The organism is Blautia ammoniilytica (assembly GCF_025566965.1).
Taxonomy (GTDB): Bacteria; Bacillota; Clostridia; order Lachnospirales; family Lachnospiraceae; genus Blautia_A; species Blautia_A ammoniilytica.
Window position 1 is genome coordinate 17189 of the sequence record NZ_JAOQJL010000030.1, and the last position, 15841, is coordinate 33029.

The 15841-nt window shown below is 43.6% G+C and carries 12 protein-coding genes; 1 reads left to right on the plus strand and 11 read right to left on the minus strand.

Annotation, left to right across the window (positions count from 1 at the left end):
* Positions 1–19 precede the first annotated feature (19 nt).
* From OCV61_RS13535 to OCV61_RS13550, 4 genes are read right to left on the minus strand one after another with little or no spacing between them, the layout of a single operon-like run.
* Entirely contained in the window at positions 20–1279 is a 1260-nt protein-coding gene (locus OCV61_RS13535; RefSeq protein ID WP_158422245.1) for an ABC transporter permease, read from the minus strand.
* Positions 1276–3330, minus strand: coding sequence for an efflux RND transporter periplasmic adaptor subunit (locus OCV61_RS13540; RefSeq protein ID WP_158422246.1), 2055 nt, complete (start codon positions 3328–3330; stop codon positions 1276–1278). Before OCV61_RS13540 ends, OCV61_RS13535 begins: the two co-directional genes overlap by 4 nt.
* 4 nt (positions 3331–3334) lie before the next feature.
* Entirely contained in the window at positions 3335–4006 is a 672-nt protein-coding gene (locus OCV61_RS13545; protein ID WP_158422247.1) for an ABC transporter ATP-binding protein, read from the minus strand.
* Positions 4003–5568, minus strand: a complete 1566-nt coding sequence (locus OCV61_RS13550; RefSeq protein WP_158422248.1) for an efflux RND transporter periplasmic adaptor subunit — start codon at positions 5566–5568, stop codon at positions 4003–4005. Before OCV61_RS13550 ends, OCV61_RS13545 begins: the two co-directional genes overlap by 4 nt.
* Positions 5569–5807: 239 nt before the next feature.
* Between OCV61_RS13550 and OCV61_RS13555 the strand changes: the two genes are divergently transcribed.
* On the plus strand, positions 5808–6932 hold the full coding sequence (locus tag OCV61_RS13555) for a hypothetical protein (RefSeq protein ID WP_158422249.1): 1125 nt from the start codon (positions 5808–5810) through the stop codon (positions 6930–6932).
* Between the two features lie 96 nt (positions 6933–7028).
* On the opposite strand, the gene aspS is transcribed toward OCV61_RS13555, so the two are convergent.
* From aspS to OCV61_RS13590, 7 genes are read right to left on the minus strand one after another with little or no spacing between them, the layout of a single operon-like run.
* Complete coding sequence (gene aspS / locus OCV61_RS13560; RefSeq protein ID WP_158422250.1) at positions 7029–8819, minus strand: aspartate--tRNA ligase; 1791 nt, start codon at positions 8817–8819, stop codon at positions 7029–7031.
* A 21-nt stretch (positions 8820–8840) separates the two neighbouring features.
* Positions 8841–10097, minus strand: coding sequence for a histidine--tRNA ligase (gene hisS / locus OCV61_RS13565; RefSeq protein ID WP_158422251.1), 1257 nt, complete (start codon positions 10095–10097; stop codon positions 8841–8843).
* The gene (locus OCV61_RS13570) at positions 10006–10665 is read right to left on the minus strand and encodes an HD-GYP domain-containing protein (protein WP_158422252.1); all 660 of its coding nucleotides are present in this window, start codon (positions 10663–10665) and stop codon (positions 10006–10008) included. Before OCV61_RS13570 ends, hisS begins: the two co-directional genes overlap by 92 nt.
* Positions 10662–12167 carry a coproporphyrinogen dehydrogenase HemZ gene (gene hemZ, locus OCV61_RS13575; protein ID WP_158422253.1) on the minus strand — a complete coding sequence of 502 codons (1506 nt, stop codon included), beginning with the start codon at positions 12165–12167 and terminating at the stop codon, positions 10662–10664. Before hemZ ends, OCV61_RS13570 begins: the two co-directional genes overlap by 4 nt.
* Positions 12139–12768 (minus strand): MBL fold metallo-hydrolase, encoded by a 630-nt coding sequence (locus OCV61_RS13580; protein WP_158422254.1) that lies wholly within the window; start codon positions 12766–12768, stop codon positions 12139–12141. Before OCV61_RS13580 ends, hemZ begins: the two co-directional genes overlap by 29 nt.
* A gap of 30 nt (positions 12769–12798) precedes the next feature.
* Positions 12799–15126 (minus strand): RelA/SpoT family protein, encoded by a 2328-nt coding sequence (locus OCV61_RS13585; protein WP_262583019.1) that lies wholly within the window; start codon positions 15124–15126, stop codon positions 12799–12801.
* A 35-nt stretch (positions 15127–15161) separates the two neighbouring features.
* The gene (locus tag OCV61_RS13590) at positions 15162–15686 is read right to left on the minus strand and encodes an adenine phosphoribosyltransferase (RefSeq protein ID WP_158422255.1); all 525 of its coding nucleotides are present in this window, start codon (positions 15684–15686) and stop codon (positions 15162–15164) included.
* Between the last annotated feature and the right edge of the window lie 155 nt (positions 15687–15841).

Below are 15841 nucleotides of genomic sequence, written 5' to 3' on the forward strand. Positions count from 1 at the left end.
CTATTCGCATGAACTACTCTTATTCACTTCTTAGTGCATCAATAGGATTCAGATTTGCTGCCTTTACAGAAGGAAGAAGGCCAAAAATAATACCGATCAGCATAGAAAATACCACAGATCCTACAATGGCAGGAACGCTGATGGCTGTAGGTGAACCGGCCACCTTGGATACTACCTTCGACAGGGCAATGCCCAGAACTACACCGATAATACCACCTATACTTGTAAGTACAGCTGCTTCTGTAAGGAACTGGTTCAGAATGGTCTTCTTTCTTGCCCCGATAGCCTTCTTAAGACCAATCTCTTTAGTTCTCTCTGTAACTGAGACAAGCATGATATTCATAACTCCAATACCGCCTACCAGCAAAGAAATGCTTGCGATCCAGATCAGCTGCTGATTGGTGCTTTCACTAAGTTTCTGAAGATTCTTAACCTTCTGCATTACATCCTTGGCTCTATACTCAAACTTGGTCGAACTGTCTGCAGCCTTAATCTCATTATTCAAAGCCTTGGCAACTCCATTGCCTGCCTCACTCATGTTGTCTGTACTGTCGGCCCGGATCACAATATTCTCCGGTTCATCAAACTGAAAAGAAATTGGCCAGCACTTGCTGGGGATCATAACTGTGCCCATAACACTCTGAAAATACTCGTAAAACTGATTGATATTCTCGATGTTTGGCATAGAATCTTCATCCTGATTCACAACCCCGACTACCGTATATGGCTCTTCTCCTATTTCAATGATCTTCCCCACAGGATCTTCTCCCGGAAAGATATTCTCAGCAGCATTGGAATCCACCAGTGCCACTTTCCGGTAATTGTCATAGTCCGACTGTACAAAAGCTCTTCCGGAACGCAAAGTATAGCCACAGGTATCCATATAATTCACATCAATACCGTATATCTGCCCTCCCTGGAAGCTTGTATTTTGGTAATATACATTGCTGCTGTAGGATCTGTTATAAAAGAAAGTTGCATTCTCAACATGATTTACTTTTCTGACTTCTTCTTTCTGATTCTCGGAAAGAAGGGGAGGCGTTGCATTGCTGTCCCCGTATTCAGCACTGTATGTACTGTCTCCATAATACAGATTCACAGAAACTGTGTTATTCCCGGATCCGATCAGATCTTCTTTGATCTGTTCACTGGTACCCTTGATGGTAGAAACAATTGCAATAATAGACGCAATACCAATAATAATACCCAGCATAGTAAGGAAAGAACGCATCTTATGAGACCATATCCCCTGAAAGGCCAGCCTGATATTTTCTATCATTCAAAATCACCTCCGTTGTCACTGTAATCGTCTTCACCATACATCTTGGATGCAGAAACTGTCTTGGTCTTAGCTCCTTCAGCCACATCCTTGCCATATGGAAATGCGATCTTGTCATCCCTGGTGATCCCGCCTGTGATCAAGACACTGTACCCATTATCAACATTACCTCCGATAGACAGATATTGTTTCTTCAACACACCCTTATCGTCCTTATACACGTAAGAATTACCATTATCAGACCGAACAAAAGCTTTGGAGAGGACGATCCCTTTGGCTTTGGTTTCTTCGGTCAGCTGAATGTTCAGATAATCTCCATCCCGCACTTTTACAGATTTATCCGGGATCACAGCTGTGAACTGATATTCAGATACATTCGGATTGCCGTCACCATAATAATAGCTGCTGTCAGAAGAAACAGGATACTCAGACACATCCATAACTTCTGCTTCAAACTGGCTGGTGCTTTCTTCTCCATCATCATAGTAAGTGTAATTGGTGCACTGAAGAATGGTTCCCTCTTTTACAGAGTCAAGAAGAAGCTCACCAACCTTGCCAACAACATAATATCCGTCTTTATTCTTTACACTCATAAATACACTGCTGTCATCTTCAGGAGTGCCTGTTACAGGATCTCCTACAGTGGTAACTGTACCGTCCAGTTTACTGTAAATGATCTGACGGTTCATCTTTTTCTCCAGCTGTGAGATCTTAATCTCACTTTCCTGGATATCCAGCTTCAGAGTTGCAATCCGGTTCTTATATAATTTGATGGCATCACTTCTGGAAATATTCACAGAAGAGCTTCCCCCATCACCTGGAATATCCGGTTCTTCTGGTTCTTCCGGCTCATAATGGCTGGCCTCCTCTACTGTCAGCTCCAGAGACGCAGAAGGATCCACTGTTTTCTTCAGCTTATGTCCATTCACCAGATAATATCCAATACAGGACTGGGTTCTGTCTGTATAATCTGCAATGGTATCATTCTGATGGAACTCCAGCAAATACCAATATCCTTTCTTATGAAGCACTTCTGTCCCATCTTCATTATATCCTGCCATACGGTTCAGAAAACCGCCGGTCAGCTCTACCTTTCCTTTGGCATTACTGCAAAGAAAAACATATGGGTCATCCTTAGTACCGCTGCCCACAAATGGCTCTGTGTCATAGTCCAAGGTCTGATAAAACTTCTCATCCCCATCTGTAAGATCCGGTTCTTCAGGATTGGTAGTGCCATCCACAAAATCAACTTCTTCATCCAAGACAGGGGTAGGTGTAGGTTCCGGTGTGATCGGATAGATATTATCCTCTCCTGAAGTAAACTGATTATCTGAGGAGTCCTGACCTGCCTGATCACTGAACTGGCCGGATTCATTTGCATCATATACATCATCTGCTGCAACCGAAGAACCATCCTCCTGCACATCGCTTTCTTCAGAATCATTCCCGCTTCCAACTGCATCTGTAAAAGCCTCCAGTAAAATAGGGTTGATAGCCAGCGCAAGATAATTACCGCCCACATCTGTAAGGCTATTGTCCTGTCCTGCCATAGCCATATCATCCCCAGACAGGCTATCCATATCAGAATCGCCGCTGTCATCTGTGGAATCGTCTATATTATCTGCGGAACCGCCTGCATCTTCTTCTGTAAGAGCTCCACCGTTTTTCAGGGCTTTCAATCTACGTTCTGATTTTGCCAGATCCTGTTCCTGTTTTTCTTTTTTCAGTCTGGCAATATTAAGCTCCATCTCCACAAGGGTCATGTCAAAAGAGACCAGCTTATCACCTTTGCTTACAGAATCTCCTTTATTAACATAAACCTGTTGAATGATCATATCTTTATCTACTGTAATATTCTGAGATACACTGCTGGTCACATTAGCTTCCAGATTGGTGGTCGGAGAATAATAATCACTGGCCAGATCCCCTACAGATGCCACCTGTACCACTGTCTCGTTGTTCTTCCGCATATAGGTCAGACCTTTGGCTGCTCCTGTAACAACCAAAGCTACGATCACCAGAACTATGATCACTTTCTTTATCCTGCTCATGCTATCACCTCTTTTCCCACACTTCGCCGTCCCGGATCATAACCATTCGCTTGGCATGGGCAGCAATCTCTGCATCATGGGTAATCATAAGCACAGATACCCCTTCATCATTCAGCTTCTGGAACAGCTCCATAACCTGAGCCCCAGACTTACTGTCAAGGGCTCCTGTAGGCTCATCTGCCAGAAGGAGCTTAGGATTATTCACAATAGCTCTTGCAATTGCAACTCTCTGCATCTGCCCGCCGGAAAGCTGATTTGGCAGAAAATCTACCCTGTCGGCAAGCCCCACACGCTCCAGAGCCTGAAAAGCCCTCTCACGGCGTTCTTTCTTAGGAACCTTTGCATAATTCAGCGGAAGTTCTACATTGGTAAGTGCTGACTGTCTGGGAAGCAGATGGAAGCTCTGAAATACAAATCCGATCTTACGCAGCCGGATATCAGACATCTGATTCTCGGTGCATTTACTTACATCCTCCCCATCCAGGAAAAACTGTCCCTGAGTAGGCTGGTCCAAGCATCCGATAATATTCATCAGTGTAGTTTTTCCGGAACCGGAAGGTCCCATAATAGCAACGTATTCACCTTCCTCCATGGAAAAATCCACATTCTTCAGAACCGGCACACTCATCTTTCCCTGTATATATTCTTTGTATATGTTCTTTAATTCAAGGATCATCCTGCTGCCTCCGTATCATCAGCCCCATACTGTACATCACTATTCATATCATCCGAATAATCCTGGGTATAGGCATCAAAATCCTCATCCATACTATCGGCTCCGCCGATCACATCCCCATCGCCCAGCTCTTCATCCGGCTGCATATCTTCATCTGAATAATCATCCATATATCCATCACCGGAGCTTTCGTCCATAATTGGATCTGCATCATCTTCACCGTCATAACTCTGGGAATCATCCGCATCATCGGATCCGTCCAAATTGTCGGTTCCGTCTGAACTATCCGTGCTGTCCTCACCATAATACATGCTTGCACCTGCAGGCATCGATGCTGCATCTGCTGTATTCAATCCCTCTGTCAGAGCCTCTGTAGGAAATGCAATGCTGTCGTCCTCAGTAAGGCCATCTGCAATCTCATACTCCATCAGCCCTTCATCATACTGGCCAAGAACAACCTTGCGCTTCTTTAGCTTCCCATCTTCATCGGCAGCCCATACATATGGATCCTGGGAATCTGCATCCACAATATAAAAATCACTGAGCCATACGCCTTCTTTTTTATCTTCCTGACCCTCATCCTTCTCTATGTAAACATGCTGACCAAGCATCAGTCCGTCAGATGTCTCCAAATCCACATAAAAGGGGTAGGTACTGGAAGTGGTATCTGAATCACCGCTTGAATCTACCATACCATAATAGCCATTGTTTGAAGAAGAATTGCTGCTCTGCTCATCAATAGCCCCCATAGTCCCATGCCAGATCTGCTGGTCATCTACACGGGAGCGAACGATCACAGGCTCTCCCTGAACAATAGAATAGCGATTCATCTCATTGACTTTACCTTTGATACGATAGGCTCCTGTACTGAGAATGGTGATAAATGCGCTGTTGTCACTGCTATCAGAGCTATAATCCATACCTGTAGAATCATCGTCCAATGTATCTCCGTCATCTGAACTAAGCTTGGTGGTATCAATCTTCTGGATCACTCCATCGATCTCACTGCGTACCTCTGTATTGGTCGTCGCACTCTGAAGCTTGTCAATCTCCGCCTGCTTGCTTTCCTGACTATACTCATTTTTCTTAAGGTTCATCTTATTTGTCTCAATCTCAATGGTATAGGAAAGCTGCTGATCCTTGGATGCTTTCTTTTTTTCTTTTTCCAGAGTAGCGATCTGCTGGTCCAGGCTAATGGCTTCATTTTTCAGACGGTCCAGATCCAGCTGTGCCTGCTTCAGGCTGTCCTGGATACTGCTCAGGTCATACTCAAACAGCAGCTGGCCTTTCTTAACTTCGTCACCAGTCTTGACCTGGACTTCCTTAACCTTTCGTCCGCTTTCAATGTTGACTTTCACTGTTTCCTGGGCTTCCACTACTCCTGCAAAACGGTTCTGTGTGCCTGAATTATCTACATTCAGGTCACTGATCTTTGTAACATATACCACATCGCCATCTGCAGATGCTGTAGTGCTGTTATTCTTATAATAATACCAGCCTCCTGCACCAACTGCACCGGCAATGACAATAATCCCCCCAATGACAATACCGCGTTTCTTCATAATGACCTCCTTGTCCATTCTCTGGACATAATGGCATCCCCGCCGGGCTGCCCCATCTTTTATCTTTTCTATCATAGCAGATTCATTTACAAAAATAAAGTAAATCAGGGTACTAATACAAATTTCACAAATTTTTCATTCTTTTTTTATAAAAATCGTATAGATTTTAAGCTTTTTTGACTTTTTTAAATAAATCTGGTAAAATAGACCTATATTATTTCGGAAAGGAACTAGGGTTTATGAAAACAGCAAAGCGGCTGATTCCATTGCTGGTTGTCATCCTTGCCATTATGGCATTCGGATGTTTCCACAGCGAAAAACGAGCAGTGAAAAAGGCTATCAAAAATGATCTGGATCTTCTAAAAAATCTGGATTCTGATACTGCCAGTAAGTATTTTTCCTATAAGGAACTGTTCCCGGATATAAAAGATGACCAGAAGCAATCAAATGAAATAAAAGATGTATTTCCTCTCTTTTTTCAGGATTTTGATTATAAGATCCTGGATGTTGATGTTGACAAGGACAAACAGACAGCTTCTGCTTCCCTTCGGCTGGTAACATTGGATGCCAATGCTCTTGCAAAGGATTTTACTGCTGCCAAGCTACAGCGTGAGATCCAGAGTGCAGCCCACATGGAAAATGACCAGGATTCCAAGTCCTCTTCCCTTTCACTGACAGATCTTTATCTGATCATGAAGGAGCTGCTTGCATCTGATGATTATGATTCCATTGAACGTAACTGCACCATTGAACTGGCAATGAATGATCATAATGCTTGGGAGATCAAGCGAACCTATGCCCTGGAAAATGACCTTGTCGGCGGTCTTATGACTTATCTGTCTGATCCGGATATTCTTTCCCCTGAAGATACTCTGACAGTCTACCTTGATTCTCTGACAGAAATGAATACCGAAGAAATGAGCAGCTTTCTTGGTGTGGAAAGTATTCTGAACACCTCAGATACTACCCGGAATGCCATTGCCTCCGCCCTTGTCACCCAGGTACATAATACTTTTAATTATGAATTTAAGGACAGCAAGATCAACGGTTACCAGGCTGTGGTTACTACGAAGATTACCACCTTCGACAGTGAAACCATTCTTACTTCTTACCAGAAAAAACTTAATGAATACCTTGCGTCTCCAGATGCTGTAATTGACGGTCTTGAAAAAAGGCTTGATAAATCTTATGACATGCTGCTTGATTGTATCACCGCCAACACTGCTACAAAGACTGCAGATGCCAGTCTGTGCCTAATCAATGATGGTGTTTCCTGGAAGCTGGATGACAGCAATGGTGAGCTTGGAAATGCTATTTTCGGCACATTGACTACCAGTCCGGTAGATGATACCGTCACCGAATAACCTGCAATAAAAAAAGCTGCCCCACACTGTACGTTCTGCATTTCACAGTTTGTACAGCGCTCAGGCAGCTTTTTATTTTCTTATTGATTCTTTTTATTATTCTTCTTCCGGAGCAACTTCCAATCCCAGTTCTTTCAGTTGTGCCTCGCTGACTCTCTGTGGTGCTTTTGTCATCAGACAGGATGCATCCTTTACCTTCGGGAATGCAATCACATCACGAATACTGTCTACCTTTGCCATCAGCATTACCAGACGGTCAAGGCCATAAGCCAGTCCTGCGTGTGGCGGAACACCATACTTAAATGCATCCAGAAGGAATCCAAACTGCTCATACGCAGCTTCCTGCGTAAAGCCCAGTTCTTTGAACATTCTTTCCTGAATATCATCCTGATGGATACGGACACTTCCTCCACCAATCTCATTGCCGTTCAGTACAATATCATAAGCCTTTGCGCGAACCTTTCCAGGATCTGTATCCAGAAGAGGGATATCCTCCTCCATCGGCATTGTAAATGGATGATGCATAGCTGTATAGCGATTCTCTTCCTCACTCCACTCAAGCAGCGGGAACTCTGTTACCCATACAAACCTATACTCATTCTTATCAAGAAGTTCCATTTGTCTTGCCATTTCCAGACGAAGTGCTCCCAGAACATCATATACAAGCTTTTTCTTATCTGCCGCAAACAGAAGCAGATCTCCTGGCTTTCCATCCATTGCCTGAACCAGGGCATCCATTTCCTGCTCTGTCATAAATTTGGCAAAGCTTGACTTTCTTGTACCATCCTTTGCAATGGCAATATAAGCAAGACCCTTTGCCCCATAGCCCTTCGCAAATTCTACCAGCTTGTCGATCTTCTTTCTTGGCATTTCGCCCTGACCTTCTGCGTTAATACCGCGAACGCTGCCGCCGTTTTCAAGAGCAGAAGTAAATACGGAAAATCCGCAGTCCTTCACAATATCACTTACATCATGAAGTTCCATTCCAAAACGCATATCCGGCTTGTCAGATCCGAAACGATCCATTGCCTCCTGCCATGTGATCCGTTGGATCGGAAGCTTCACATCCAGATCAAGTACTTGTTTAAACAGATAGGAAAGAAATCTTTCATTCACATCGATCACATCATCAACATCCACAAAAGAAAGCTCCATATCGATCTGTGTAAATTCCGGCTGGCGGTCCGCACGAAGATCCTCATCACGGAAACATCTTGCAATCTGAATATAACGATCATATCCTGAACACATTAGCAGCTGCTTGTAAAGCTGCGGAGACTGTGGAAGGCCATAGAAGCTTCCCGGATGGATACGGGACGGAACAAGATAATCTCTGGCACCCTCCGGTGTGCTCTTTCCAAGCATTGGTGTTTCAATCTCCAAAAATCCTTCATTTGCAAAGAACTGTCTGGTAAGCATCATTACTTTGCTTTTTAACATAAGATTCTTCTGAAGATCTGGTCTTCTAAGATCCAGATATCTGTATTTCAGACGCACTTCATCTTTTGTCTTGCTGTTTTCTTCTACCGGGAAAGGAGGTACTTCTGATTCAGAAAGGACTCTTAAGGATCTTACCTGAACCTCCATGGTACCGGTTGCCAGGTTTGCATTTACTGCACCACCTCTTTTTGCCACTGTTCCAACAACTGCGATCACATATTCGCTGCGCAGCTTTCCGGCTTTTGCAAATCCCTCTTCATCAATGATCCCGTTTTCAAAAATAAGCTGCATGATCCCGGAACGGTCACGAAGGTCAACAAATATAATACCACCTTTGTCTCTTGCCTTCTGCACCCATCCCATCAGGGTCACTTCACTGCCAATCATTTCTTTCGTAACTTCTGCACATCTGCATGTTCTGTGCAGTCCCTGCATGCTCTCAGCCATGTCTATTGCTCCTCCTGCTTATTATCTCTTTTCCTTGAAGAACTCAACAAACTCTGTATATCCTTCAGTTGTCATCTGGTCCTTCTGGAATTTTTTATTCTTTTTCATAATGGAAATATTTACCTGCGTTCCTTCTTTTCTTTCCTGGTCAGCCTGTGCAAAAATCTGTGCAAGACGATCTGCAGGCATGTTTTTCTCAATCAGGTATGCTTTCTTTGCACCCTGTCCAGGAATCTGATAGCCTCTTTCCAGAAGCAGCATAACAATTCTCTCAAATCCAATAGAAAAACCACAGGCACTGGTATTGCTGCCTGTAAACTTACCGATCATCTCATCATAACGGCCGCCACCGCCAACGCTTCCACCGAATTCATCCATAGCGATCTCAAAAATCGGGCCTGTATAATAAGACATTCCCCTTACAAGAGTAGGATCAAAACTCATTTTGAAATCTGCAGTCTTTACAGAGTCAACAGTAGAAATAATGGTTTCCAGATCCTCTGCCACCTTAGGATCAAGCACATCCTTCAGCTTTTCTTTTATAAAGCGAACGCCTTCCACATCGTTTGTGATCTCCTTAAACATTCCAAGGTAGGTGTCAATGCTTTCTTTTGTGAAGCCTTCCTTTTCCAGTTCCTCAGCCACTCCATCCAGTCCGATCTTATCCATCTTATCCAGGATGATAAATACCGTATCAAAACTATCTGCCGGAAAACCACTATACTGTGCCATAGCCTTCAGGATCTTCCTGTCATTGATACGGATAGTAAAATTGTGGAAATCCAGTTTGCCAAGAAGGGTGGTGGTAGCAAGCACCAACTCAATCTCAGCCATATAAGTAGCCTCACCCAAAATATCAATATCGCACTGCATAAACTGACGGAAACGACCTCTCTGTGGCCTGTCAGCCCTCCATACATATCCCATCTGCAAAGCCTTAAAAGGAGCCGGCAGATCATTGGAATTGTTGGAATAATAACGGGAAAGGGGAAGTGTCAGGTCATAACGAAGTCCGGAATCCACCAGATCTCCTTCTTCCTTTGCACTTTCCAGCTTCAGCTTTTCGCCTCTTTTCAGGATCTTAAAGATAAGCTTTTCATTCTCTCCGCCCTGCTTGCTGCAAAGATTCTCAATATGCTCCACGCAGGGAGTCTCTATAGATGTAAAACCAAAAGATGCATATGTTTCACGGATGATGCTGGTCACATAATTCCGTATTTCCATTTCCCTGGGAAGAATATCCTTCATCCCTGTTACCGGTTTCTTCTTTAATGCCATCGTGTTCCTCCTTATGAACTACCCGCTGAAAAGCGAGAAAAATTTCCATGTCAAAATTCTTTACTTCATCGATCATCAGTCCAACTACTGTCATTCTGTCAAAAGCCCTGCGATAAGGTCTGTCTGAGCTTAAAGCACAGAAAACATCACAAACTCTCAGGATCCTGGCTCCAATGGGAATCTCTTCCCCACATTTATTGGATGGATATCCGGTACCATCAAAATTCTCATGATGATACAAAATACTTTCCAGAATAAAATCAGAATACCCCTGATCTTTCAGTTCTTCATATCCAAGTGCAGAATGCATTCGCACATATTTCAATTCCTCGATCACAAGAGGATTATTTTCCTGTCCATTAATGTAGCTGCGCAGTTTCAGCTTACCAATGTCATGAAGCACACCGGCCACTGCCAGCTGGTAACACTGATCCTCGGGCAGTCCAACTTCCTTTGCGACTGCATACGCCAGATTGCTTACTGCAATGCCATGTTTTAATTCTGTAGACAGGTCAAATTCCAGCAGTCTGTCCTGTGAGGCAGGATTCTTCTCCTTGGTTCTGCTCACGAATCCTCCCTCCAATCACGCAGCCATCTGGTAATCCCGGTCTGTTTTCTCTGGATCATTTCGTCAATACGTGAAATATAATTGGTAACATCTTTTACATTTTCCACACGTTCGATCCGTCTTTCGTGATCAAAAACCAGCTTGGAAGAACCACCAGCACCAAGAGCAATAATAGGCTGTTTTTCTTCCATAATCAGTATATTGTAAATTCCTGCTTTGTCAACCTTGGCATAGCCTACATTTTCAAAATTTCCCTTCATATTCTTCTGTCTGTACAGATAATACGGGCTCATTTCCATTTCGTAGGCTGTTTTCATGGTAAGCTCCATGATTTCCTGATTATTCTCAAAGGTCATTTCCTGATACTGATCCCTGAAGATATTCAACCTTGCTGCGCGTTTTACTGCAAGAGAATGTACAGTAAGACTGTCCGGATCCAGTGCCTTTACCTGTTCCAGTGTATACTCTACCATGGCATAATCCTCGCCAGGAAGGCCTACGATCAGATCCATGTTAATATTGTCAAATCCCTGCTCTCTTGCCAGCTCAAATGCCTTCTTTGTATCTTCTACAGAATGCTTCCTGCCGATCAGATTCAAAGTGGTTTGATTCATAGTCTGTGGATTTACAGAAATCCTGGTAACAGGAAATCTATGGATCGATGCAAGTTTTTCTTTTGTAATGCTATCCGGCCGGCCTGCTTCCACAGTAAATTCAAGAAGTCCATCATATCCAAATTGACGGCTCAGACAATCCAACAGCCTCTCCAACTGATAAGGCTCCAGTGTAGTAGGTGTTCCTCCGCCAATATAAATCGTATCCAGCTTCCTGCCAAGGCTTTTCATAAGGCTGGCCACAGCTTCAGCTTCTTTGCACAGCGCATCCAGATATTCGTCAGTTCTTGATGCCCAAAGCTTCAATGGATACGAGCTGAAAGAACAATAAAGACAGATACTTGGGCAAAACGGAATCCCTACATAAAGGCTATACCCTTTATCATAATCAATATCCTTCAGGATATCTTTTTCCCGGTTGGCAATGGCAACAGCCAGTGCTGTTTTCTTAGGGCTGACCAGATACCGATCCCGCATCTCCTGTGCTGTCTGTACATTGGTAAGGCCTGTATCCAACATCCCCATAGCCAGCTTTACCGGACGGATACCGGTAAGATTCCCCCAGGGTAACGTGCGTCCTGTCAGCTTAACCAGCACATCCTGATAAAGGGCATATTTCAGGTGGTCTTTATTCTCCCTGCGGCTTTCACTTTCTTTAATACTGATCTGCCCGCTTTTTCCTTCTCCCTCATACCGGATCAGATAACTTCCTTCTGCTTTTGAAGACACAAATAGCAGATCACAGAAGTGCGTTTCCTCTGCTTCATAAGTCATACGGATCTCTGCTTCCGGATAAAAAGCTTTGATCAGCTCATATATATCATGTTCAAAATCTTTATCAAGAAAACAAATCTCTATCTTATACAAAAGGGTTGTACCTCTTTTCATAACCAATGGTAGTTGATGTATCATGTCCTGGATATACCACCGTATCTTCCGGAAGCGCATCTACCAGCCTGTGCAGGCTTTCCACAATCTGTGCCGAACTCCCTCCCGGAAAATCCGTCCTGCCTACAGAACCGTGGAACAGGGTATCTCCGGAAAAAAGTACATCTTCATCTTTAAAATAATAGCAACAGCTGCCTTTTGTATGTCCTGGTGTAAAGATCATCTGAACTTTAAACCCGGCTGCTTCAAAAACTTCCAGATCTGAGGGCATTTTGTCGGCCTTCATGGAAACCGGTCTGCCATAATACTGGGTCATATTCACAGATGGCTCCCAAAGCATCTCTGTCTCCAGAGGACAGGCATAAACAGGGATATCATATCTGTCTCTCACTGCTTCTGCTGCAGAAATATGGTCAAAATGGCCATGAGTAAGAAGGACAGCTACAGGAGTCCCTTCCATCTGGGCTACCTTTTGAAAGATCCGCTCTGGCTGATCTGCCGGATCAATGATCAGCAGTTCTTTTGTCTCCTGGTTTAATGCGAAATAACAATTTGTACTTACCGGTCCTAAAACCAGCTGTTCTACCTTTAATCTTCCCATGTTGTCCTTTCCACCTTCGGGTATAAAAAATCAGCCTGTAGTACGTTCCACATCGATCACGCTGTCGATCTGGCGTATCTTCTCAATCAGTGAATTCAGTTCTTCTTTACTGCTCACATTAAAATTCATGGAAATCGTAGCCTTTTCCTGCTTGTTAGTACGGCTGTTAATACTTCTCACATCGATCTTACGCTCAGTAAAGATCTTGGAAATGTCTACCAAAAGACCTGTCCTGTTATTGGCATATACATTGATCTCTGCCATATACTGCTCGGATACCCTGTTATCCTGCTGCCATTCAGCCTCGATCAGGCGGCTTCTGTCCATCTCTGACATATTCATCACATTCACACAGTCTGTCCTGTGAATGGTGATACCACGGCCTCTTGTAACAAAACCTACAATTTCATCTCCTGGGATCGGATTACAACATTTTGAAAAGCGCACTGCCACATCATGAATGCCCTTAACCACAATACCGCTTTTACCCTTAGCTACATGGATTCGCTCCGGTGCTTCCTGTGCAGCCTCCAAGACCTGCTCGTCTGTAAGATTCTTTTTGTTTTCTTTATCATAAGCTTCTGCCAGCTTATTAAAAACCTGCCCTTCTTTCAGACCTCCATGTCCGATGGCCGCCAGCACGGAATCCCAGTCACGGAATCCGTATTTTCTCAGAACAGCCTCCAGATACTGTGGCTTGGTGTAATTGCCGATCTTAAATCCCTTGGACTTGGCATACTGAGTCAGCATGTCTTTTCCTTTCAGGATATTATCTTCTTTCAGTTCTTTCTTAAACCACTGGTTGATCTTGTTCTTTGCCTGTGTGCTCTTTACAACATTCAGCCAATCACGGCTTGGTCCCTGGGAATTCTGGGATGTGATGATTTCAATCCGGTCACCATTTTGAATACGGTATTCTATAGGTACAAGCTTCCCATTGACCCTGGCTCCTACCATCTTATTCCCTACTGCGCTGTGTACACTATAAGCAAAGTCAATAGGAGTGGAGCCATTTGGCAGTGTTTTCACATCGCCCTGGGGAGTAAAACAATATACACTATCTGCAAAAAGATCCAGGTCATTTTTCAGAAGACTCATAAACTCTTTATTGTCTGACATATCCCTCTGCCATTCCAGAATCTGTCTTAACCAGTTTAATTTTTCTTCTTCACTTTTACCAACCGGCTTCTTGCCATCTGCTGATTCTTTATATTTCCAGTGTGCTGCAATACCATATTCAGCTGTTTTGTGCATTTCAAAAGTACGTATCTGGATTTCAAATGGCTGACCGTTAGGCCCAATCAGCGTGGTATGAAGAGACTGATACATATTTGGCTTTGGCATTGCAATATAATCCTTAAATCTTCCGGGAATAGGCTTATACATTTCATGAATCACGCCAAGAGCAGCATAGCAGTCTTTCACTGTGTCTACCAGGATACGTACAGCAAAAAGATCATATATCTGGTCTATAGTCTTGTGCTGATTCACCATCTTCTTGTAGATACTGAAGAAGTGCTTTACCCTGCCATCTACCTGAGCCTTAATATTGGCATCCACCATATGCTGTTTGACCTGATTAACGATCTTCCCAACAAATTCCTCACGCACACTTTTTCGCAATGCAACCTTTTCAACCAGATCATAATACACCTCTGGTTTAAGGTACTTCAGAGACAGGTCGTCCAACTCCACCTTGATCTTGGAAATACCAAGACGCTGTGCGATAGGTGCGTAAATATCCATTGTCTCACGGGCCTTTTCCTGCTGTTTGGCAGGAGTCATATACTGAAGTGTACGCATATTATGAAGCCGGTCTGCCAGTTTGATCATAATAACCCTGATATCCTTAGCCATGGCAAGAAACATCTTACGCAGGCTTTCTGCCTGCATTTCAACCTTATCAGAGGAATAGGATAACTGGCCGATCTTCGTCACTCCATCAACAAGGAGAGCCACCTCTCCGCCAAATTCCTTTTCCACTTCTTCATATGTCATCCATGTATCTTCCACTGCATCATGAAGCAGTCCTGCTACAATGGTCTCTTTGTCCAGTTCCAGATCAGCCAGTATGATCGCTACACACAGAGGATGAATGATATAGGGCTCTCCGGATTTTCTTTTCTGATCCTTATGTGCTTCACTGGCAACCTTATAAGCTTTCTCAATCATGGAGATATCTGTGGACGGATGATATTTCCGGACACTGCTGATCAATTCCTGATATAGCACTTCCGGGCTGGTAAAGTCGCTCATTGTCTTTACAGCTGCATCTGCCTTTTTTACAGAAGCCAACTTCTCTGCTTCGATCTGGGATGCCTGATCCAAGGCATCTGTGACTGTATTTACTTCTGCCATCTCTTATCACCTACCCTGTACAAAGTCTGACTGTTTTACTTTCCTTCATAGCGGATCACAGACGCTACATCATATCCTTTCAGCTTTTCACGGCCTTTCAATCCGGCAAGTTCCATCAGGAAAAGGATCTTTACAACTTCTCCGCCAAGCTCTTCGATCAACTTCACGGCAGCTTCCATGGTACCGCCTGTAGCAATCAGGTCATCTACGATCACTACTTTCTGTCCCGGCTTAATGGCATCCTTATGGATCTCGATCTCTGCCTGTCCGTATTCCAGGTCATAGCTTTGGGAAATCGTCTCACAGGGAAGTTTTCCTTTCTTTCTTACCGGTACAAATGGTTTGTGGAGGTTATATGCCATAGGCATTCCGAAAATAAAACCTCTGGACTCAGCGCCTACGATCACATCCACATCTACATCTTTGATCAGATCCTGAAGCGAATCTATGGCAAGGTGAAGTCCATCTGCATCCTGCAAAATACTGGTAATATCTCTGAAAATAATCCCCGGCTCCGGGAAATCCGGAATACTTCTGACATATTCTTCTATTTTTTTCATATTATTGTTTCCTCCTCAAACATTTTCTCAACCATGTTTTTTGTCAATAGATTTAAGTATATCACCTTTTTTATTTATAATCAATCAAAAACCCCATAGATACAGCATATTCTGCCATCTCCGGTTACTGATTGCTCCATTCACAGCAGCCATCT

What these genes read in the sequence shown, in the direction of transcription:
- hisS (WP_158422251.1), bottom strand. Translation starts at nt 10,097, where the DNA reads ATGGCATTAAAGAAGAAACCGGTAACAGGGATGAAGGATATTCTTCCC.
- OCV61_RS13555 (WP_158422249.1), top strand. Translation starts at nt 5,808, where the DNA reads ATGAAAACAGCAAAGCGGCTGATTCCATTGCTGGTTGTCATCCTTGCC.
- aspS (WP_158422250.1), bottom strand. Translation starts at nt 8,819, where the DNA reads ATGGCTGAGAGCATGCAGGGACTGCACAGAACATGCAGATGTGCAGAA.
- OCV61_RS13535 (WP_158422245.1), bottom strand. Translation starts at nt 1,279, where the DNA reads ATGATAGAAAATATCAGGCTGGCCTTTCAGGGGATATGGTCTCATAAG.
- OCV61_RS13540 (WP_158422246.1), bottom strand. Translation starts at nt 3,330, where the DNA reads ATGAGCAGGATAAAGAAAGTGATCATAGTTCTGGTGATCGTAGCTTTG.
- OCV61_RS13580 (WP_158422254.1), bottom strand. Translation starts at nt 12,768, where the DNA reads ATGGGAAGATTAAAGGTAGAACAGCTGGTTTTAGGACCGGTAAGTACA.
- OCV61_RS13585 (WP_262583019.1), bottom strand. Translation starts at nt 15,126, where the DNA reads ATGGCAGAAGTAAATACAGTCACAGATGCCTTGGATCAGGCATCCCAG.
- OCV61_RS13545 (WP_158422247.1), bottom strand. Translation starts at nt 4,006, where the DNA reads ATGATCCTTGAATTAAAGAACATATACAAAGAATATATACAGGGAAAG.
- OCV61_RS13590 (WP_158422255.1), bottom strand. Translation starts at nt 15,686, where the DNA reads ATGAAAAAAATAGAAGAATATGTCAGAAGTATTCCGGATTTCCCGGAG.
- OCV61_RS13550 (WP_158422248.1), bottom strand. Translation starts at nt 5,568, where the DNA reads ATGAAGAAACGCGGTATTGTCATTGGGGGGATTATTGTCATTGCCGGT.
- hemZ (WP_158422253.1), bottom strand. Translation starts at nt 12,167, where the DNA reads ATGAAAAGAGGTACAACCCTTTTGTATAAGATAGAGATTTGTTTTCTT.